The sequence below is a fragment of the Pseudomonas sp. yb_5 genome (assembly GCF_043103865.1).
GTDB classification, from domain to species: domain Bacteria; phylum Pseudomonadota; class Gammaproteobacteria; order Pseudomonadales; family Pseudomonadaceae; genus Aquipseudomonas; species Aquipseudomonas putida_Y.
Map to the genome: position 1 here is coordinate 25,718 of NZ_JBICKE010000080.1, position 19,277 is coordinate 44,994.

General features: G+C 61.1%; 18 protein-coding genes. 4 read left to right on the forward strand and 14 right to left on the reverse strand.

The window, feature by feature from the left end; genetic code table 11:
• Nucleotides 1-183: 183 nt before the first annotated feature.
• The 13 genes from astE to acs all read right to left on the reverse strand — a co-directional run bounded on the left by astE (nucleotide 184) and on the right by acs (nucleotide 15,063).
• On the reverse strand, nucleotides 184-1,191 hold the full coding sequence (gene astE / locus ACF8GF_RS12955) for a succinylglutamate desuccinylase (protein ID WP_176685246.1): 1,008 nt from the start codon (nucleotides 1,189-1,191) through the stop codon (nucleotides 184-186).
• A gap of 10 nt (nucleotides 1,192-1,201) precedes the next feature.
• A complete protein-coding gene (locus tag ACF8GF_RS12960) occupies nucleotides 1,202-1,492 on the reverse strand; it encodes a topoisomerase II (RefSeq protein WP_003254508.1) in 291 nt (96 codons plus the stop codon).
• A gap of 14 nt (nucleotides 1,493-1,506) precedes the next feature.
• Entirely contained in the window at nucleotides 1,507-2,856 is a 1,350-nt protein-coding gene (astB, locus tag ACF8GF_RS12965; RefSeq protein ID WP_209967397.1) for an N-succinylarginine dihydrolase, read from the reverse strand.
• 23 nt (nucleotides 2,857-2,879) lie between these two features.
• On the reverse strand, nucleotides 2,880-4,343 hold the full coding sequence (gene astD / locus ACF8GF_RS12970; RefSeq protein ID WP_392488107.1) for a succinylglutamate-semialdehyde dehydrogenase: 1,464 nt from the start codon (nucleotides 4,341-4,343) through the stop codon (nucleotides 2,880-2,882).
• Nucleotides 4,344-5,372 (reverse strand): arginine N-succinyltransferase, encoded by a 1,029-nt coding sequence (astA, locus tag ACF8GF_RS12975; protein WP_176685229.1) that lies wholly within the window; start codon nucleotides 5,370-5,372, stop codon nucleotides 4,344-4,346.
• 78 nt (nucleotides 5,373-5,450) lie between these two features.
• Nucleotides 5,451-6,470, reverse strand: a complete 1,020-nt coding sequence (gene aruF, locus ACF8GF_RS12980; protein WP_010955177.1) for an arginine/ornithine succinyltransferase subunit alpha — start codon at nucleotides 6,468-6,470, stop codon at nucleotides 5,451-5,453.
• Nucleotides 6,471-6,617: 147 nt separating this feature from the next.
• Nucleotides 6,618-7,838: an aspartate aminotransferase family protein gene (locus tag ACF8GF_RS12985; protein ID WP_176685228.1), complete on the reverse strand. Its 1,221-nt coding sequence runs from the start codon at nucleotides 7,836-7,838 to the stop codon at nucleotides 6,618-6,620.
• Between the two features lie 602 nt (nucleotides 7,839-8,440).
• Complete coding sequence (argR, locus tag ACF8GF_RS12990) at nucleotides 8,441-9,421, reverse strand: transcriptional regulator ArgR (protein WP_021783461.1); 981 nt, start codon at nucleotides 9,419-9,421, stop codon at nucleotides 8,441-8,443.
• A gap of 98 nt (nucleotides 9,422-9,519) precedes the next feature.
• Nucleotides 9,520-10,284, reverse strand: coding sequence for an ABC transporter ATP-binding protein (locus ACF8GF_RS12995; RefSeq protein WP_233691502.1), 765 nt, complete (start codon nucleotides 10,282-10,284; stop codon nucleotides 9,520-9,522).
• 22 nt (nucleotides 10,285-10,306) lie between these two features.
• The gene (locus ACF8GF_RS13000; protein WP_176685226.1) at nucleotides 10,307-11,005 is read right to left on the reverse strand and encodes an ABC transporter permease; all 699 of its coding nucleotides are present in this window, start codon (nucleotides 11,003-11,005) and stop codon (nucleotides 10,307-10,309) included.
• Nucleotides 11,002-11,691: an ABC transporter permease gene (locus tag ACF8GF_RS13005; protein WP_176685225.1), complete on the reverse strand. Its 690-nt coding sequence runs from the start codon at nucleotides 11,689-11,691 to the stop codon at nucleotides 11,002-11,004. Before ACF8GF_RS13005 ends, ACF8GF_RS13000 begins: the two co-directional genes overlap by 4 nt.
• A gap of 88 nt (nucleotides 11,692-11,779) precedes the next feature.
• Nucleotides 11,780-12,565, reverse strand: a complete 786-nt coding sequence (locus tag ACF8GF_RS13010) for an ABC transporter substrate-binding protein (RefSeq protein ID WP_012051577.1) — start codon at nucleotides 12,563-12,565, stop codon at nucleotides 11,780-11,782.
• 536 nt (nucleotides 12,566-13,101) lie between these two features.
• Nucleotides 13,102-15,063 carry an acetate--CoA ligase gene (acs, locus tag ACF8GF_RS13015; protein ID WP_176685224.1) on the reverse strand — a complete coding sequence of 654 codons (1,962 nt, stop codon included), beginning with the start codon at nucleotides 15,061-15,063 and terminating at the stop codon, nucleotides 13,102-13,104.
• A gap of 397 nt (nucleotides 15,064-15,460) precedes the next feature.
• On the opposite strand from acs, the gene ACF8GF_RS13020 reads away from it, so the two are divergent.
• Complete coding sequence (locus tag ACF8GF_RS13020; protein WP_021783457.1) at nucleotides 15,461-15,715, forward strand: DUF2790 domain-containing protein; 255 nt, start codon at nucleotides 15,461-15,463, stop codon at nucleotides 15,713-15,715.
• Nucleotides 15,716-15,868: 153 nt separating this feature from the next.
• On the opposite strand, the gene ACF8GF_RS13025 is transcribed toward ACF8GF_RS13020, so the two are convergent.
• Nucleotides 15,869-17,428 (reverse strand): sigma-54-dependent transcriptional regulator, encoded by a 1,560-nt coding sequence (locus tag ACF8GF_RS13025; RefSeq protein WP_392488108.1) that lies wholly within the window; start codon nucleotides 17,426-17,428, stop codon nucleotides 15,869-15,871.
• A 257-nt stretch (nucleotides 17,429-17,685) separates the two neighbouring features.
• Between ACF8GF_RS13025 and phhA the strand changes: the two genes are divergently transcribed.
• The 3 genes from phhA to ACF8GF_RS13040 all read left to right on the forward strand — a co-directional run bounded on the left by phhA (nucleotide 17,686) and on the right by ACF8GF_RS13040 (nucleotide 19,185).
• A complete protein-coding gene (phhA, locus tag ACF8GF_RS13030; protein WP_003254528.1) occupies nucleotides 17,686-18,474 on the forward strand; it encodes a phenylalanine 4-monooxygenase in 789 nt (262 codons plus the stop codon).
• Between the two features lie 39 nt (nucleotides 18,475-18,513).
• Nucleotides 18,514-18,870 carry a 4a-hydroxytetrahydrobiopterin dehydratase gene (locus tag ACF8GF_RS13035; RefSeq protein ID WP_003254532.1) on the forward strand — a complete coding sequence of 119 codons (357 nt, stop codon included), beginning with the start codon at nucleotides 18,514-18,516 and terminating at the stop codon, nucleotides 18,868-18,870.
• 186 nt (nucleotides 18,871-19,056) lie between these two features.
• Nucleotides 19,057-19,185: a hypothetical protein gene (locus ACF8GF_RS13040; protein WP_003254533.1), complete on the forward strand. Its 129-nt coding sequence runs from the start codon at nucleotides 19,057-19,059 to the stop codon at nucleotides 19,183-19,185.
• Nucleotides 19,186-19,277 lie beyond the last annotated feature (92 nt).

A 19,277-nucleotide genomic window follows, 5' to 3' on the forward strand; every position in this document is an offset into this window, starting at 1 on the left:
TTACCGCTCAAGGGAAGGGAAAATGGAACAGGCGGTGAATTAAAAGGTTTTCATCATGGATAGGATCCGAAATCGTGTCGCCTGCTTCGCGGGTAAACCCGCTCCTACGGGTACGGCGCCACATTGAGACCTTGCACATATCTCGTGGGGGCGGGCTCACCCGCGAAACAGGCGACACCGGTCTCACCCCAGGTGCTGCCCCGAATCCGGCACGATCAGAATGCCGGCGCGCAAGCCATTCTTGACCTTGGGGTTGGGGAAGATGATGCGTGCGCCCTCCTCCTCGACCACCCAGCGCATCTCGGCCAGGTCTTCAGCCAGCAGGTAACCCTTGCTCAGCTCGGAGAAGTTTTCGATGTCCGCCGGCAGGTGCAGATGGAAACTGTCGCTGTGCTTGATGACTTCTCGGGAAACCCTGAACAGTTGCAGGCCATCCAGCGAACTTTCGTCCTCTGGCTCGGTAGCCTCGATGATGCGGACCAACCGCTCTTCGAGCTTGTCGAGGTTGACCTGCTCGTTCTGGCCGAACGGACGGGCCTTGCCCAGCTCCAGGGTGAAGGCTTCAGCCTCAAGCTGTTCGTAGGTGAATGCGCTGAAGGTGATGGACGACTTGCTTTGCAGCAACACCGCTTCCATACCTGCCGCCGCCAGGCGCGCCAGTTCGCGACGGGAGTGCTTGCGCCCCTCTTTATAAGGGTACAAGGCGAATTGCTCGATCTTAGAACCGCGGATGGCAGTATGCAGGTCGTAATGCAGGCGATTGCGCCCCGGTTTGCTGAAAAACACCCGGGCAAACTGCTCCAGCTCGGCAGCACGCAATGCTTCGAAGCCGCTGGACAGCTCATGGCGGCCATTGAACAAGCGGTTGATGTCCTGTTCGATAAAGCGCTCACCCTTGCGGATCGCTGGCGGGTTGCCGAACAGGAACAGCACTCTAGCCCTGGGTTTGATCTTGCCGTTGGCCACGCCGTGCAGCAGCCGCTCGAGCAATTCGATCGGCGCTGTTTCGTTGCCATGAATGCCGGCGGACAACAGCAAGTCCAGCCCGCAGTCTTCGCTTTCGGCCGGACGCACTTCGAGCGCGCCCTCCCCCAGCCACCGCAAACGCGCGCCCTTGGGTGTCACTTGGGTCTTCTCGGCCGGTTCGTGATCGGTGAGGGTCAGCTCAAGCAATTTGCCAAGGGCGAGCATAGGTGCTTCCTTAGTGGTGGTGACCGCAGTCAGGGCCATGAACGTGATCGTCGTCTTCGCCAAGCTCTGCCGGTTCCATTTCCAGCTGCAGGCTGACCAGATTGGTGGCCATCGGGCGTAGCAGCAAGTTGGCATACTCAGTGTCGTCTTCCTCGACATCCACACCGATCAGCAGCTGGCCACGGCCATCCTGCTGAATCCACACTTCCTTGCCTTGCCAGACCACAGCAAAGCGGGTGCAGGAAGTTTCCAGCTGGGTGCCGTCTTCATCTTCGAGGATCAGGCGCAAGGCGTCGGTCATTACAGAGTCTCTCTTCAAGGTTGGCGTTGGAACGGATACACCGAGCCCAACTTCAGGATCTGGGTCAATTCGTCCAGTGCCGTACGGCACTCCACCAGCAGTTGCGGGTCAGCCAGGTCAGCTTCGCCAAGGCGATCGCGGTAGTGCCTGTCCACCCACTGCAGCAGCGTGTCATACAGCGAGGCCGTCATGATAACGCCTTGGTTGACCGCCGCCAGTTCCGATTCCTTCAAAGCCACGCGCAAACGCAGGCAGGCTGGGCCGCCGCCGTTTTGCATGCTCTGCTTGAGGTCGAACACCTTGACCTCCTTCACCGGGCCTCCCTGGCTGGTCAACTGGCCGAGATAAGCCCAGACCCGCTCGTTGTTGCGGCACTCTTCCGGCACGACCAACAGCATGGAACCATCGTCGCGGCTCAGCAGCTGGCTGTTGAACAGGTAGGAACGCACCGCATCCTCCACCGCTACCGCGGCCCTGGGCACGCAGATGGCCTGGAAGTTGCCACCCTTGCTGGCCAGTTTAGCTCGCAACTGCCCAAGTACCGCGTCGGTCTCGAGGAACGCGTCCTCGTGGTAGAACAGCACTTCGCCGTTACCCACCGAAATCACATCATTGTGGAACACGCCCTGGTCGATCACCGACGGGTTCTGTTGAGCGTAGACCACTCCGTCATCGCTCAGGCCGTGCAGCCGGGCCACAGCCTGCGAGGCCTCCAGGGTTTGCCGGGCCGGGTACTTCTGTGGCGCCGGGTAACGGCTGTCGAAAGCGCTGCGGCCGTAGACAAAGAACTCCACACCAGGCTCGCCATAGGCGCGGCAGAAGCGCGTGTGGTTGGCCGCACCCTCATCACCGAACTGTGCCACGGCAGGTAGCGCGCCGTGGTGGGCAAAGTGCCTGTCGTTGTTGAACATGGCGCCCAGCACGCGGCTGGTGGTCGGGTGCTCGATGCTGCGGTGATATTTGCAGTTGAGGTTGGCCGCGGTGAAGTGCACGCGACCGTCAGCAGTGTCGGCACTCGGGCTGACTGTCGCGGCGTTGGCCACCCACATGCTCGAGGCCGAGCAACTGGCCACCAGCAACGGCATGGCCTCGCGGGCGGCGCGCTGGATAACTTCGGCATCGCTACCACTGAACCCCAGGCGGCGCAGCGCCGCCACGTCCGGGCGCTCTTGTGGCGCCAGAACACCCTGCTTGAAGCCCATGTCGGCCAGCGCTTTCATCTTCGCCAGGCCCTGGCGCGCTGCCTCACGCGGGTTGGACCCCTGCTGGCTGTTGCTCTGCGAAGCCACGTTACCGTAAGACAGGCCGCCATAGTTGTGGGTAGGCCCCACCAGGCCATCAAAATTCACTTCATAGGATTTCATCGGCTAGGCTCCGTGACCTGTTGTTATAGGGTGACGCCCGGCGTCAGGGTCGCCGGCAAGGCAAGGCTGGCGGTCTCCAGCGAAGCCACGGGGTAAGCGCAGTAGTCGGCTGCGTAATAGGCACTGGCGCGATGGTTGCCACTGGCTCCCACACCACCGAACGGCGCGCTGCTGGCAGCCCCCGTCAGCTGTTTGTTCCAGTTGACGATGCCGGCGCGGCTGCGCAGCCAGAAGTACTGGTAGCGGGCTCGCGAATCAGACAATAAGCCAGCGGCCAGGCCATACTGGGTGTTGTTGGCTTCATCGATGGCAGCATCGAAGTCGGCGTAGCGGATCACCTGCAGCAGCGGGCCGAAAAACTCTTCGTCCGGGCGGTCAGCCACGGCGGTGACATCGACAATGCCCGGAGTCAGCAATGCGGCATCGGCCTGTGGCTGGGTCATTTCCAGCAGTTTCACGCCACCTTTGGCGGCCAGTTCGGCCTGGGCGGCTAGCAGCGCCCGAGCCGCCTGCAGCGAAATCACCGAGCCCATGAAAGGCGCCGGCTGCTCATCGAACGCCCCCACCGTGATGGTTTTGCAGACCTCGACCAGGCGCGCGATCAGCGCATCGCCCCAGGCGCCTTGCGGTACCAGCAAGCGCCGCGCGCAAGTGCAGCGTTGACCAGCGGAAATGAACGCCGACTGGATAATGGTATACACCGCTGCGTCGAGGTCCTTGACCTCGTCCACCACGAGCGGGTTGTTACCCCCCATTTCCAGGGCCAGAATCTTGTCTGGGCGGCCTGCGAACTGTTGATGCAGCAGGTTGCCGGTACGGCTGGAGCCGGTGAAGAACAGGCCATCGATACCTGGGTTGGCGGCCAGAGCCACACCGGTTTCGCGTGCGCCCTGCACCAGGTTCAGCACACCCGCCGGCAGGCCGGCAGCAATCCAGCAGTTAACGGTAAGCTCAGCGACCTTGGGGGTCAGCTCGCTGGGTTTGAACACCACGCAGTTGCCTGCCAGCAGCGCCGGCACGATATGGCCATTGGGCAGGTGCCCGGGGAAGTTGTAGGGGCCGAACACTGCCACGACGCCGTGAGGCTTGTGCCGCAGCACAGCCGTGGCATCGGCCAGCGGGCCACTCTTTTCGCCGGTGCGCTCGCGGTAGCTCTGTACCGAAATCGCCACCTTGTTGATCATGCTGGTGACTTCAGTCGCAGATTCCCACAGCGGCTTTCCGGTTTCCTCGCCAATGCACTGGGCCATGGCTTCGGCATGCACTTTCAACTGCGCGGCAAACTTCTCCAGCACATCGATACGTGCCTCCAGGCTCAACTGCGCCCAGGCCGGGAAAGCCTGCCGCGCAGCCTGCACGGCAGCGTCGACCTGGCTGGCGTCAGCGCCCTGCCCTTGCCAGATCACGGCCTGTGTCACCGGATTGAGCGACTGCAGGGTTTCACCCTGGCCGGCCTGCCAACTGCCTGCGATGTAATGCGTGGTCATTTACTGGGCCTCCCGGCTGGCCGACAGCGGCACCGCACGCACATTGTCGCCGACGCCCATGCGCAGGCGCTTGGCGGTCAACGGGTCGACCACCAGAGTACCGGCAGCCAACCGTGCAGGTGCAGCAGTGATACGGCAGTCGTCGCGCTTGCGGTTGTGGATGATGAAAGGGGTCGCGTCATCGCCTGGCGTACCGATCGCCAGCACCAGGGTCTGGCTCTCGCGCACGGCGCGGATCTTGGCAGTGTCACATTCGATGGCCGGGCCGGCGTCGAAGATGTCGACGTAGCCCTGGTAGTTGAAGCCTTCCTGCTTGAGCATGGCCAACGCCGGCTCGGTGTCTTTGTGCACGCGGCCGATCACGTTGCGCGCGGCCTCGGACAGGAAGCAAGTGTACAGCGGGAACTTGGGCATCAGCTCGGCGATGAACGACTTGTTGCCCACGCCGGTGAGGTAGTCGGCCTGGCTGAACTCCATCTTGAAGAAATGACGACCCAGGCTTTCCCAGAACGGTGAACGGCCCTGCTCGTCAGACATGCCGCGCATCTCGGCAATGATTTTCTTGCCAAAAAGCTCCGGGAACTCGGCAATGAACAGCATACGCGCGCGCGACAGCAGGCGGCCATTGAGGCCGGAGCGGTGGTCGCTGCGCAGGAACAGCGAGCACAGCTCGGAGTTGCCAGTCAGGTCGTTGGCCAGGAACAGCGTCGGGATTTCGCGGTAGATCTTCAGCTCCTGCGAGGCGCTGACCGTCAGGCCGACCCGATAGTTGTACCAGGGCTCACGCAGGCCGACGGCGCCGGCGATGGCGCTGATGCCCACCACCAGACCTTCGTCGTTTTCCAGCACGAACAGGTAATCGGTGTCGCCACGCTCAGCCTCGCCACGAAAGCTTTTTTCCGCCCAACCAACGCGATGCCCCAGGCGCTCTTCGTTGGCCGGCAGCGTGGTCAGCCCGGTGGTGCCGGTGCTGCGTGCCAATTCGATCAACGCAGGCAAATCGCTGCTGCGTACAGGACGAACGATCATGCTATCTCCTTGTGCGGCGGCATCGGCCGCCGCGAAACTCTGCTAACGCATCAATCCCGAAACGTCTGTTGCCAGACCTCAAACCGCAACCAGGCGCACGCTGGCGCCCTCGCCCACGCCCAGCGCGTCGGCTGCAGCCACGCTCAGGCTGACCGGTTTGCCAGGCACCCAGTCCAGGTCCAGCAACACCGCGCGGTAGTCCTGCAACAGGCCGTTGCACACCAGGTACGGGCGCCCGCCTTTGACCGGGGCCTCTTCGATCTTCACCGGTACAACCCGGCTCTGGGCGATCGAGCGAATGCCAGAGGTGCGCGCATGCAGGGTCGGGCCGCCGTCGAAAATGTCGATGTAGTGCTCGGTCTCGAAGCCTTCGCGCATGAGTATGTCGAAGGTGATCTGTGCCCGCGGATGTACCTGGCCCATGGCTTCCTGCGCCAGGTCTGGCAGCAACGGCACGTAGATCGGGTAATGCGGCATCAGCTCGGCGAGAAAGGTACGGCTCTTCAGGCCGCACAGGCGCTCGGCGTCGGCATAGTTGAGGTCGAAGAAGTTGCGGCCGATGGCGTCCCAGAACGGTGATTCACCCTGCTCGTCGCTGAAGCCGACAATCTCGGTCACCACTGAATCGGCGAAACGCTCCGGGTGCGCGGCCATGAACAGCAGTCGGCCGCGCGAGTTGAGCTCGGCCCAGCCACTGTTCACCAGCTCCGGCGCCACATAGAAGCTGGTCAGCAGGCTGTTGCCGGTCAGATCGTGACACAGCGACAGCACATGGATCTTGTTGTGTATCTTCAGCTCGCGTGAGGCGTGCACGAATGTTTCGTTACGAAAACTGTAGAACGGCTCGGAGTACCCGGCCGAAGCGACGATGGCCGAGCAGCCGGCCAGCTTGCCCGTTTCGCTGTCTTCGAGCACGAAAAAGTAACTCTCTTCACCGTTGAAGCTGACCTCGGCGGCGAAGGATGTCTCAGAGGCGGCAATCTTGTCGCCCAGACGAGCAGTGTCGTCCGGCAGCGAGGTGACACCAATGGGGCTGTCTGCAGCCATGCGCTGCACGTCGTTCAGATCAGCCATTTGCGCGGGGCGCATCACCAGCATGGTGTCACTCCTTTGGAATACGGGCCGTTCACGGCGGCACGGAAAAACGGCAGGCGCCCAGGCACCTGCACTGGAATCGGGTATCGCCGGCCCGGTTCAGCCTCGTGCCGAGGCTGGGCCGGGGCCGGCGAAAGGACCGCTGGCGGATCAGCCTTTGGTCAGTGTGGCCACAGCGCGTTCGAAGCGATCCAGGCCTGCGTCGATGTCGGCGTCTTCAACCACCAGACTTGGCGCGAAGCGGACCACGTCCGGGCCGGCCTGCAGCACCATCACGCCTTCTTTCTCGGCAGCGTTGAGCACGTCCTTGGCCTTGCCTTGCCAGGCCTCGGCCAAGACGCAGCCCAGCAGCAAGCCAACGCCACGCACCTGGCTGAACAGGCCGTACTGCTGTCCGATCTGCTCCAGGCGGGTTTTGAAGCGCTCGTGCTTTGCCTTGATACCGGCCAGGGTTTCCGGGGTGTTGACCACATCCAGCACAGCGCAGGCAACGGCGCAGCCCAGCGGGTTGCCGCCATAAGTGGTGCCGTGGGTACCAACGGCCAGGTGCTTGGCCAGCTCGGTGGTGGTCAGCATGGCGCCAATCGGGAAGCCGCCGCCCAGGCTCTTGGCACTGGTCAGAATGTCCGGGGTCACGCCGTAGTGCTGGTAGGCATACAGCGAGCCGGTACGGCCCACGCCCGTCTGCACTTCGTCGAAGATCAGCAGAGCGTTGTGCTCGTCACACAACTTGCGCGCGCCTTCCAGGTAGGCCTTGTCGGCCGGCACCACGCCGCTCTCGCCCTGGATCGGCTCGATCACCACGGCGCAGGTCTTGTCGGAAATCTGTGCCTTCAACGCTTCCAGGTCGTTGTACGGCACATGGCTGATACCGGTGATCTTCGGGCCAAAGCCATCGGAGTACTTCGGCTGGCCACCCACGCTGACGGTAAACAGGGTGCGACCGTGGAAGCTGTTCACGGTGGCGATGATTTCGTGCTTTTGCGGACCGAAGCGGTCATGCGCCACACGACGGGCCAGCTTGAAAGCGGCCTCGTTGGCCTCGGCGCCGGAGTTGCAGAAGAACGCGCGATCGGCAAAAGTGGCGTCCACCAGCTTGTGGGCCAGGCGCAGGGCCGGCTCGTTGGTGAACACGTTGGATACGTGCCAGAGGGTGTTGGCCTGTTCAGTCAGGGCCTTGACCAGTGCCGGATGGCAGTGGCCCAGGGCATTGACCGCGATGCCGCCGGCAAAATCGATCAGCTCGCGACCCGACTGGTCCCAGACACGGGAACCCTCGCCTCGCACAGGAATGAAGGCCGCCGGAGAATAGTTGGGGACCATCACCTGGTCGAAATCGGCACGTTGCACCGGGGCTTGCTCAACGGACATCTGAGTCTCCTGAAGAGGAACGCTGGCCTGGAAGTGGCGAGCGATGGGGGGATTGTAAGGACTGATCCGCGCCTGTCCTTGCGGCCAAGCGACAACTTGTTACAGCGCAAAACCCAGTTTTGACAAGGCTTTCGGCAATGCGACAAACACTGTCGCAATCGCGCAGTGTACGGGAGAGAGGGGGCTGGGTGAACGGGTGTTCACACAGGTTTGTGAGGGGGCGGGATGTACGGGTGTTCACACAGGATTGTGAGGGGGACAGGATGTACGGGTGTTCACATAGGATTGTGAGGGGGCAGGATGTACGGCGATGTTGATGTGTTGACGGGGAGATCGAGCGCCGCCCGCGCGGCGCTTCGCGGGTAAACCCGCTCCTACGTTCGTTTCGGGCCAGTCCATCCTGTGCCTGGCGCGCGCGACCGCCTTGTTGGTACGACGCGATATCGAGATAGGCACCCAGGCGTTCGCGCGCAAATGCCACAGGCATAACTGGCCCGAAACAAACGTAGGAGCGGGTTTACCCGCGAAGCGCCGCGTGGGCGGCGCTCGATTTGCGCCCCAATACCACCCCCAAGGCATACACCCCGAACCCACCCGAAATCTCAGCCCTTTTCAGCCGGCGCCGAGCTCAACTCAAACGGGCTGCTGCTGCGTCGCTGATTACGGTCTTCCCGCGGCGTGGCACCAAAGAAGTTGCGGTAGGCACTGGAAAAATGCGGCCCCGAGGAAAAACCACAGGACAGCCCGATCTGGATGATCGACTTGCTGGTCTGCATCAGCATCTGCCGCGCCTTGTTCAACCGCAACTCCAGGTAGTACTGGCTGGGCACGCGGTTCAGGTACTGTTTGAAGATACGCTCCAACTGCCGACGCGATACGCACACATGCTGGGCAATTTCGTCAGTGGTCAGCGGCTCTTCGATGTTGGCTTCCATCAGCAACACCGCCTGAGTCAGCTTGGGATGACTCGAACCCAGGCGGTTCTGCAGCGGGATACGCTGGCGCTCGCCACCCTCGCGGATGCGCTCGACCACCAGCTCTTCCGACACAGCCCCAGCCAGCTCAGCCCCGTGATCGCGCGCCAGCACCGCCAGCAACAGGTCGGTCACGGCCATACCACCGCAGGCGGTCAGACGATCGCGATCCCAGTCGAACAGGTGGCTGGTGGCGATGACCTTGGGGAAGCGTTCGGCAAAGTCATCCTGCCAGCGCCAGTGCACGGCTGCCCGGTAACCATCGAGCAGGCCCAGCATTGCCAGCGGATATACCCCGGCCGACAGGCCACCGATCAGGCAGCCACTGCGCGCCAGCTGCTTGAGCGCCGTCGAGAAGGCAGCCCCCATCGCCGCAGGCGGCTCGTCGGCCAGCAGAAACAGCTTGTGGCAACCCTCCAGGCGGCCGAGCCACGGCTCGCCCGGCAGGCGCCAGGCGCCTTCCTGCGCAGGCTCAGCCTGCAGGAAGACCAACTCGTAGACCACATCCGGATGCACCCGCTGCGCCACCAGCAACACTTCCTCGGCCAACGCCAGGGTCAAGGGCCTGGTGCTGGGCCAGATGAGAAAACCGATTCGCTGGGTGGTCATAGGGTACGGTCCGAAACCTGAGGTCGTTCGAGTCTGTGCGCCGGGTCAGGCTGCGCTCGCCGCGCAGCATGCCCTATTCTGGTGCAAAAATGCAGCTTTTACTTCAGGCTGCCGGAGAGGAACTGCTGCAGGCGCTCCGACTGCGGGTTGGCCAGCACTTCACGCGGGCAGCCGGTTTCTTCCACCAGGCCTTTGTGCAGGAACACCAACTGGTTGGACACCTCGCGGGCAAAGCCCATTTCGTGGGTCACCACCACCATGGTCCGACCCTCCTGGGCCAGCGCCTGCATCACCTTCAGCACGTCACCTACCAGCTCAGGGTCAAGCGCCGAGGTCGGCTCGTCGAACAGCATGACCTCCGGCTCCATGGCCAATGCCCGGGCAATTGCCACACGTTGTTGCTCACCACCCGACATATGCCCGGGGAAGGCATCCTTGCGGTGGGCAACGCCGACCTTGGCCAGGTAGTGCTCGGCCTTCTCCAGGGCTTCCTTGCGGTTCACTCCCAGCACGTGCACCGGCGCTTCGATGATGTTCTCAAGCGCAGTCATGTGCGACCACAGGTTGAAGTGCTGGAACACCATCGACAGGCGTGAGCGCATGCGCTGCAATTGACGTGGGTCGGCGGCCTTCAGTGCGCCATCCTTGCCGGCGACCAGCTTCAGCTCTTCGTTGTTGAGCAGGATCTTGCCGGCGTGCGGCTGCTCCAGCAGGTTGATGCAGCGCAGGAAGGTCGACTTGCCCGAACCGCTGGAGCCGATGATGCTGATGACGTCGCCGGCCTTGGCCGCCAGCGACACGCCCTTGAGCACTTCGTGGCTGCCGTAGCGCTTGTGCAGGTCTTGGACTTCGAGTTTGTACATGCTGTCGATTCTCACAAAGCGGTCAGTGCTTGCGCGGCGCCAGGTAGCCGAGCCAGCGGCGTTCGGCCATCTTGAACAGGCGCACCAGGATGAAGGTCAGGCACAGGTAGAACACGCCCGCCGTGATATAGGCCTCGAAAGGCAGGTAGTACTGGGCATTGACCGTGCGCGCAGCACCGGTGATGTCGATCAGGGTAACGATCGACGCCAGGCTGGTGGTCTGCAGCATCATGATCACTTCATTGCTGTACTGCGGCAGTGCCCGACGCAGTGCCGATGGCAGCAGGATGCGGCGGTACATTTTCATGCGCGACATGCCCATGGCCTTGGCGGCCTCGATCTCGCCATGCGGCGTGGCCTTGAGGCTGCCGGCAATGATTTCGGCGGTATAGGCACTGGTATTGATGCCGAACGCCAGGCAGGCGCAGAAGGTGGCACTGGACAGCAGCGGCCAGAAGATACTCTCGCGCACCGCTTCGAACTGGGCCAGGCCGTAGTAGATCAGGAACAGCTGCACCAGCATCGGCGTGCCACGGATGACGTAGGTGTACAGCCATGCAGCAAGGTTGACCACCGGCTGCCTGGATACTCGCATCAGGCCCAGTGGCACAGCCGCCAACAGGCCGAAGAAAAGCGAAATCGCCAGCAGCTTCAGGGTGGTCAGCAGGCCGCCGAAGTACATCGGCAGCGCTTCCCAGACGACGTTGTAGTCGAAAATCATAGTTCAGCCACCTTGACGCCTACCGAGTAGCGGCGTTCCAGATACTTCAGGGCCAGCAGCGAGACACTGGTCAGCACCAGGTACAGCGCCGCCACTGCCAGGAAGAAGGTGAAGGGTTCGCGGGTGGCGTCAGCCGCCTGCTTGGCCTTGAACATCATGTCCTGCAGGCCGACGACCGAAATCAGTGCAGTAGCCTTGGTCAGCACCAGCCAGTTGTTGGTGAAGCCCGGTATGGCCAGGCGGATCATTTGCGGCACCTGGATGCGGAAGAACACTTGGCGGGGGCTCATGCCATACGCCACGCCCGCCTCGGCCTGGCCCTTGGGAATACCCAGGAAGGCCCCGCGGAAGGTCTCCGAGAGGTAGGCGCCAAAAATGAAGCCAAGCGTACCGATACCCGCAACCAGCGGGTTCAGGTCGATGTAGTCGTCGTAGCCGAGCAGCGGCGCCACCCGGTTGATGATGTCCTGCCCGCCGTAGAAGATCAGCAGGATCAGGACCAGGTCCGGAATACCACGAATCACCGTGGAATACAGATCGCCCAGCCAGGCCAGCCAGCGCACTGGCGACAAACGCAGCGCCACACCGATCAGGCCGAGCACGATGGCCAGGGCCATCGACGACAGGGCGAGCTGCAGCGTCAGCCACGCCCCGTCGAGGATGACTGCCCCGTAGCCTTTCAACATGATGAGGTCCTCGACCTAGAGAATGAAAAATGGTGCAAACCTCAGAGCCTCTGCTGTTTGCACCATTGCACAGGTGAAACCCGACGTCTTACTTCGAGTCTGGACCGTAGATGTCGAAATTGAAGTACTTGCTCTCGATTTCTTTGTACTTGCCGTTGGCACGGATGGCGTCGATAGCCGCGTTGATGCGGTCGACATTCGCCTTGTCACCCTTGCGTACGGCGATACCGATACCGTCACCGAAGTACTTGGCATCGGTGAAGGCCGGACCTACGAACGCGAAGCCCTTGCCGGCATCAGTCTTGAGGAAGCCGTCTTCCAGCAGGGTGGCGTCAGCCACGGTGCCGTCGAGACGACCCGCAGCGACGTCCAGGTAGATTTCGTTCTGGGTACCGTAAGGCACCACGGTGGCACCTTTGGCACCCAGCACTTCCTTGGCGAAGCGGTCGTGAATGGAGCCGCGCTGCACGCCGATCTTCTTGCCTTTCAGTTCATCGAGGCTGTCGCTGACGGTAGTGCCGTCCTTCATGACCAGGCGCGCCGGAGTCAGGTAGTAGCGCTTGGTGAAGTCGACCGACTTCTTGCGGTCATCGGTGATCGACATGGACGACAGGATAGCGTCGATCTTGCGCACCTTCAGCGCCGGGATCAGGCCGTCGAATTCCTGCTCGACCCAGGTGCACTTGGTTTTCATCTCTTCGCACAGGGCGTTGCCGATATCGTAGTCAAAGCCGGCAATGCTGCCGTCAGGTTGCTTGAAGGCGAAGGGTGGGTAAGCAGCTTCGATACCGATTTTCAGCGGTTTTTCATCAGCCTGCGACACCAGGGAAAACACAGACAGCGCCAGGGCGCCAAGCAGTGCGAGCTTCTTCATCAGGTAACTCCATCGGTACGGGGCAATACAAGGCAGGTAACGGCTGCCCGATATGCGAATGAGTACAACGCGAGCCGCGCAGGGTTCGACCAAGGCCGCATACCACGAGCGAGTGAGTGGCATTTTAACGACAGCCCGGTAGTCGATATTTCTTCAAAGCGACAACTACTTATAGAAGCGCCTGAAACCGCCGCGAGCGATGTTGACAGCCAGTGCAGAATATGCAATGGCGCAAGAAATAGAACCTATAGACCTAGCAATTCCTGGGCCTATTATTGGCAAAGCCTTGTACGACGGCAAGTGTAGCGTGCCGTGATGCACAAAATGGCGACCCCGACGCACCGAAACGGGCCGGAATTGTTTCCTCGCGCCCCGAACCTGTGCAGGGCCGGTGACAGAACAGTTACCGATGATTGTCGGGTAACAATGCAAAAGCGGGCTTGCCCGCGAATGCATGAGGTCAGGAGACAGCTTAGCCTGAACTGACGCATTCGCGGGCAAGCCCGCTCCTACAGGGGGTATTGCCGGCGAGGGAATTAGGCCGAAGCCAGGCTCATCGCCTTGTGGGTATCGATCAGGTGCTGCACCACACTCGGGTCGGCCAAGGTCGAGATATCGCCCAGCGCGTCGTATTCACCGGTGGCAATCTTGCGCAGGATGCGGCGCATGATCTTGCCCGAACGGGTCTTCGGCAGCCCCGGCGCCCACTGGATCACATCCGGCGAAGCAATCGGACCGATCTCCTTGCGCACCCAGTTCTTCAGTTCCAGGCGCAATTGCTCGCTGGCCTCGATGCCGGCATTGAGGGTGACATACACATAGATGCCCTGCCCTTTGATGTCATGCGGCACGCCAACCACTGCAGCCTCGGCAACCTTCGAGTGCGCGACCATGGCGCTTTCGATCTCGGCAGTCCCCATGCGGTGGCCGGACACGTTGAGCACGTCATCCACACGGCCGGTAATCCAGTAGTAACCATCCTCGTCACGGCGCGCACCGTCGCCGGTGAAGTACATGCCACGGAAGGTCTTGAAGTAGGTGTCGACGAAGCGGTCGTGGTCGCCGTACAGCGAACGCGACTGACCCGGCCAGGAGTCGAGGATTACCAGGTTGCCTTCGGCAGCACCGTCGATCAGGTTGCCCAGGTTATCGACCAGTGCCGGCACCACCCCGAAGAACGGACGGGTCGCCGAACCCGGCTTGAGGGCAGTGGCGCCAGGCAGCGGACTGATCAGGATGCCGCCGGTCTCGGTCTGCCACCAGGTATCGACGATCGGGCAACGCTCCTTGCCTACGGTCTTGTAGTACCAGTTCCAGGCCTCAGGGTTGATCGGCTCACCCACCGACCCCAGCAGGCGCAGGCTGGAACTGTCGGCACCCTCAACAGCTGCCTGCCCTTCCGCCATCATGGCGCGAATGGCAGTTGGCGCTGTGTAGAGGATGTTGACCTTGTGCTTGTCGACGATCTTCGATACGCGGGTAATGTCCGGGTAGTTCGGCACACCCTCGAACAGCAAGGTGGTGGCGCCGTTGGCCAGCGGGCCGTAGACGATATAGCTGTGGCCGGTGACCCAACCGACGTCGGCCGTGCACCAGTACACCTCGCCCGGGCGGTAATCGAATACGCGTTCATGGGTCAGTGCGGCGTAAACCAGGTAACCGCCTGTGGTGTGCAGCACGCCCTTCGGTTTGCCGGTGGAGCCGGAGGTATAAAGGATGAACAGCGCCTCTTCAGCACCCATTTCTTTGGGTGCGCAGTGGCTGGAGGCCACTTTCATCAGGTCTTCGTACCAGATGTCGCGGTGCTGGTGCCAGGCAATGTCGCCACCGGTGCGCTTGCACACGATGATTTTCTGCACGCTGCTGGTTTCAGGGTTGGTCAGCGCCAGGTCGACGTTGGCCTTGAGCGGAGTACGACGACCACCACGCACGCCCTCATCGGCAGTGATCACCACCTTGGACTCGCAGTCGATGATGCGACCAGCCAGCGCCTCGGGCGAGAAGCCACCGAACACCACCGAGTGAATCGCACCAATGCGGGCACAGGCCAGCATGGCGACCACAGCTTCAGGGATCATCGGCATGTAGATGGTGACCACGTCACCACGATGCACATCCTGGCCACGCAGGGCGTTGGCGAACTTGCAGACCTGCTCGTGCAACTCGCGGTAGGTGATGTTGCGGTGCTCGGAAGGGTCGTCACCTTCCCAGATGATGGCCAACTGGTCACCGCGCTCTTCAAGGTGGCGGTCCAGGCAGTTGGAGGAAACGTTCAGAGTGCCGTCGGCGAACCACTTGATATCGACATGGTGGTCGTCGAAGGAGGTCTGCTTGACCTTGGTGAACGGCTTGATCCAGTCGATACGCTGGGCCTGCTCGCGCCAGAAGCCGTCCGGGTTGATCACCGATTGCTGGTACATGGCCTTGTAGGTGGCCTCGTCGGTCAGGGTAGTGGCCGCAACCTCGGGACGAACGGGATACAGTGGAGCCGCACTCATCTGTGTTACCTCGGTGTAATAGTTGTTTTTGTATGGAACCGTTTGTAACTGTACCAGAGCGACAAAAGCCATTCGACGTTGGTAGTAATTTGGTACACCCGTTCCGGCAAAGCGCTCTGGCGCGGGCATTACAGCCCTTCCGGAGAAAAACGAGGGGCTTTGGCACAGGATTGTTACAGATTCTGTCAAAACACTTTATCAAAACACCCACTGTTTCAGCATTGGCCACCGCCATAAAATTCATCTCGCCAGCAACGGCAAGGCGATTAACAACTGGTAACAGCCCCCACGAAGGCAAGCGTTAATCTCCCTCTAATCCCGATAGTTAAAACTCGCTGTACTCGCGGCGCCATAAGCGCCGCGTGCCCCCTCACGACCTTAGACAGGTAAATAGAAAATGAAAGCTTTACTGGTATTGGTACTTGGCAGTCTTTGCGGCGCGGCGATGGCCGGTGAAGCAAAAGATGCCGAGCAGATTCCGGTTGAACAGTACAGTTACTCGCAGCACCTGGACATTGCCCGCGTCATCTCGATGAGCGAAGTGCCCAACGTGTGCGAAGTCGTGCCAGCCCGCATGACCTATGAAGACTCCAAGGGCCAGAGACACATTCTCGAATACCGTGTGATGGGGAACGGCTGCTCTAACGGCTGACACCTTGTGAATTGGGGCCCTGTGGGCCCCTTCGCGGGTGAACCCGTGCCTACGAGCACCACGCACACCATGAATGCGGCGCGGTACCTGTAGGCGCGGGTTCACCCGCGAAGCATTCACCACCCGATTAACAGGCTATTAACTTACAGCCATTTAATCAGTCGACTTGCCCAACGAATAATCCCTCAACTTGTTGGCAATCGTGGTATGCGAAACGCCCAGTCTTTTCCCCAAGGCCCGACTACTGGGAAACTCTCCCATCAAACTTTCCAGCACCGCCTTTTCAAAGCGCCCTACAATCTGCGACAAATCCCCTTCCAGCGAAAACTCGCCCAACGGTTGCCGCACGCCATAATCCGGCAAGCGAACATGCTCACTTTTAACCACGCCGCCGTCACATAACGAAACCGCCTGGAACAAAACGTTTTCCAACTGCCTTACATTACCCGGCCAGTGATACTGCCCAAGTTTGTCCATTGCCGCCGGCGCCAGGCGCGGCATGGCGCAGCCAATCTGCCGACTGGCCTGATCAAGAAAATGCTGCACCAACCCCTCCAGGCCATCCATGCACTCGCGCAAAGGCGGAATGTGCAGCGACAGTACGTTGAGGCGGTGATACAGGTCCTGGCGAAACTCGCCACGAGCACACAACTCGGACAAATCCACCTGGGTTGCACAAATCACCCGTACATCCAGGTAGACCTCTTCATCGCTACCTACCCGACGGAAGCAGCCGTCCTGCAAAAAGCGCAGCAGCTTTACCTGCAGGCGCGGGCTCATCTCCCCGACCCCGTCAAGAAACAGCGTGCCGCCAGCGGTCAACTCCAGCAGCCCCAGCTTGCCTTCGGCGCGTGCCCCTTCAAATGCCCCTGGGCCGTAACCGAACAGCTCGGTCTCGGCCATCGATTCGGGCAGCCCGGCGCAGTTGAGGGCCATCAGCGGCGACTGGCCACGCGGGCTGGCCAGGTGGCAGGCACGCGCCAGCAACTCTTTGCCGGTACCGGTTTCGCCCTCAATCAGCAACGGCGCATCCAGCGGCGCCATGCGCCGCGCTTCACGCACCACCGCAGCCATCACACGCGAGCTCTGGAAGATGCTGTCGAAGCCGCGCAGCTCTTGCTTGCGCACATTGTAGATGCGCTCGCCGATTCGGTCGGCGCGGTGCAAGGTAAGCACCGCGCCGGCCAGCGCCTCGCTGTCATCGTGCTCGGACTGCAGCGGTGCGATATCGGCCAGGAACACATCACCTTTGACTTTGATGCGCAAGCCATTGATGCGCGACTTGTTGGCCCGAACCAGTTCCGGTAAGTCGAAGTCTTCTACATAGCGCGCCAGCGGCATGCCCGGCACTTCATCAACACGCACGCCAAGCAACTGCGCGGCTGCACGGTTGGCGGCAACGATGCTGCCGCCCATGTCGATCGACAACACCGGGAAGTCCAGCGCCCCCAGCAACGCATTCAGCTCCATGTGCCGGCGTTCGCTTGGCATCAGGCCCACGCGCTTGACGCCGAATACCCCGGCAATCGCCTCGAACTTCGGCCGCAGGGCCTGAAATTGCAGGTTGATCAGGTTCGGGCAATGCAGGTAGATGGCGTTGCCATGGTCACCGCCCACCTCGCCGCGCAGCACGTTGATGCCGTACTCCACCAGCAGGTTGAGAATGTCGCGCAGGATGCCAATGCGGTTCTGGCAATGGACTTTGATACGCATGAGGGCTCTCGAAGCGCCGATGTTTTTCAACACCGCGCAGAAAATTCGTAAAGATAAGCTGACAAAAACAGGGTTTCCACCAGCCATATGCCTCGAATTTTCCGACACTTGCTGAGTTTTGTAAAATTATCGTTACGAAAACCCACGTCAGCACCCATCCCGGCCAAGGCCCACCCCCGTGCAAAACCGCGGGTGAAGGGATATTCCTTTAGGCATGTCCTGCACATAACAAGAAAAGCCCTCACCAGGAGAGCCTCATGAAACAGACGCAATACGTGGCACGCGAGCCCGATGCGCATGGTTTTATCGATTACCCGCAGCAAGAGCATGCGGTGTGGAACACCCTGATCACCCGCCAGCTGAAAGTGATCGAAGGCCGTGCGTGCCAGGAATACCTGGACGGCATCGACCAGCTGAAGTTGCCGCATGACCGCATTCCGCAACTGGGCGAGATCAACAAGGTGCTGGGTGCCACCACCGGCTGGCAGGTTGCCCGGGTACCGGCGCTGATCCCCTTCCAGACCTTCTTCGAACTGCTGGCCAGCAAGCGCTTTCCGGTGGCCACCTTTATCCGCACCCCGGAAGAGCTGGACTACCTGCAAGAGCCGGATATCTTCCACGAGATCTTCGGCCACTGCCCGCTGCTGACCAATCCCTGGTTCGCCGAGTTCACCCACACCTACGGCAAGCTCGGCCTGGCCGCGACCAAGGAACAACGTGTGTACCTGGCGCGCTTGTACTGGATGACCATCGAGTTTGGCCTGATGGAAACCGCGCAAGGCCGCAAAATCTATGGTGGTGGCATCCTCTCGTCGCCGAAAGAGACCGTCTACAGTCTGTCTGACGAGCCCGAGCACCAGGCCTTCGACCCGATCGAGGCCATGCGTACGCCCTACCGCATCGACATTCTGCAACCGGTGTATTTCGTGCTGCCGAACATGAAGCGCCTGTTCGACCTGGCCCACGAAGACATCATGGGCATGGTCCATAAAGCCATGCAGCTGGGTCTGCATGCACCGAAGTTTCCACCCAAGGTCGCTGCCTGAGCGACCTTGCCGATAACAACTCGAACCGGAAAACACCTCATGAATGCCTTGAACCAAGCCCATTGCGAAGCCTGCCGCGCCGATGCACCGAAAGTCACCGACGAAGAGCTGGCCGAGCTGATCCGCGAAATCCCGGACTGGAACATCGAAGTACGTGACGGCCACATGGAGCTGGAGCGCGTGTTCCTGTTCAAGAACTTCAAGCACGCCCTGGCGTTCACCAATGCCGTGGGCGAGATCGCCGAGGCCGAAGGCCACCACCCGGGGCTGCTGACTGAATGGGGCAAGGTCACCGTGACCTGGTGGAGCCACTCGATCAAAGGCCTGCACCGCAACGACTTCATCATGTGCGCACGCACTGACAAGGTGGCGGAAACGGCTGAAGGCCGAAAGTAATCACCAGAAAGGGGCCAGCGGCCCCTTTTTTCATGGGGCATATGTGCGTTGTTCGCCCGCAAAACCGACAAACGACCAGGAAAAAAACCAAACTGTCATCCAGACTTGTGTATCCTGCCCCAGCTTTTTGAAGCTCCAAACGCGCCTGGCGCAGACTTTTCACTCACACTTGCGAGGAACGACGAGATGCATGAAATCCCGAATCTTCCCTTCCCAAGCCTGAACCCAGAAGAGCCATCCGTGACCGTTCACGCCGAACCGGCAGCTGCCGCCGAGCAGGATGGTGACGATCAATCCAGCGCTGACCAGGAATAACTGCGCATCCCCGGCTGTGTGAAAACGGCTGACCTGCGGGCTACCCCCGTCATCACGTTTTCACACCGTCTAAAATCAACGTTGTAACAACC

Excerpts from the sequence above, each read along its gene's own strand:
- argR (WP_021783461.1), bottom strand. The coding sequence starts at position 9,421 with ATGACCACCCAGCGAATCGGTTTTCTCATCTGGCCCAGCACCAGGCCC.
- ACF8GF_RS13020 (WP_021783457.1), top strand. The coding sequence starts at position 15,461 with ATGAAAGCTTTACTGGTATTGGTACTTGGCAGTCTTTGCGGCGCGGCG.
- astD (WP_392488107.1), bottom strand. The coding sequence starts at position 4,343 with ATGACCACGCATTACATCGCAGGCAGTTGGCAGGCCGGCCAGGGTGAA.
- ACF8GF_RS13010 (WP_012051577.1), bottom strand. The coding sequence starts at position 12,565 with ATGAAGAAGCTCGCACTGCTTGGCGCCCTGGCGCTGTCTGTGTTTTCC.
- aruF (WP_010955177.1), bottom strand. The coding sequence starts at position 6,470 with ATGCTGGTGATGCGCCCCGCGCAAATGGCTGATCTGAACGACGTGCAG.
- phhA (WP_003254528.1), top strand. The coding sequence starts at position 17,686 with ATGAAACAGACGCAATACGTGGCACGCGAGCCCGATGCGCATGGTTTT.
- acs (WP_176685224.1), bottom strand. The coding sequence starts at position 15,063 with ATGAGTGCGGCTCCACTGTATCCCGTTCGTCCCGAGGTTGCGGCCACT.
- ACF8GF_RS13040 (WP_003254533.1), top strand. The coding sequence starts at position 19,057 with ATGCATGAAATCCCGAATCTTCCCTTCCCAAGCCTGAACCCAGAAGAG.
- ACF8GF_RS12985 (WP_176685228.1), bottom strand. The coding sequence starts at position 7,838 with ATGTCCGTTGAGCAAGCCCCGGTGCAACGTGCCGATTTCGACCAGGTG.
- astB (WP_209967397.1), bottom strand. The coding sequence starts at position 2,856 with ATGAAATCCTATGAAGTGAATTTTGATGGCCTGGTGGGGCCTACCCAC.
- ACF8GF_RS13005 (WP_176685225.1), bottom strand. The coding sequence starts at position 11,691 with ATGTTGAAAGGCTACGGGGCAGTCATCCTCGACGGGGCGTGGCTGACG.
- ACF8GF_RS12995 (WP_233691502.1), bottom strand. The coding sequence starts at position 10,284 with ATGTACAAACTCGAAGTCCAAGACCTGCACAAGCGCTACGGCAGCCAC.
- astA (WP_176685229.1), bottom strand. The coding sequence starts at position 5,372 with ATGATCGTTCGTCCTGTACGCAGCAGCGATTTGCCTGCGTTGATCGAA.
- ACF8GF_RS13035 (WP_003254532.1), top strand. The coding sequence starts at position 18,514 with ATGAATGCCTTGAACCAAGCCCATTGCGAAGCCTGCCGCGCCGATGCA.
- ACF8GF_RS13000 (WP_176685226.1), bottom strand. The coding sequence starts at position 11,005 with ATGATTTTCGACTACAACGTCGTCTGGGAAGCGCTGCCGATGTACTTC.
- astE (WP_176685246.1), bottom strand. The coding sequence starts at position 1,191 with ATGCTCGCCCTTGGCAAATTGCTTGAGCTGACCCTCACCGATCACGAA.
- ACF8GF_RS13025 (WP_392488108.1), bottom strand. The coding sequence starts at position 17,428 with ATGCGTATCAAAGTCCATTGCCAGAACCGCATTGGCATCCTGCGCGAC.
- ACF8GF_RS12960 (WP_003254508.1), bottom strand. The coding sequence starts at position 1,492 with ATGACCGACGCCTTGCGCCTGATCCTCGAAGATGAAGACGGCACCCAG.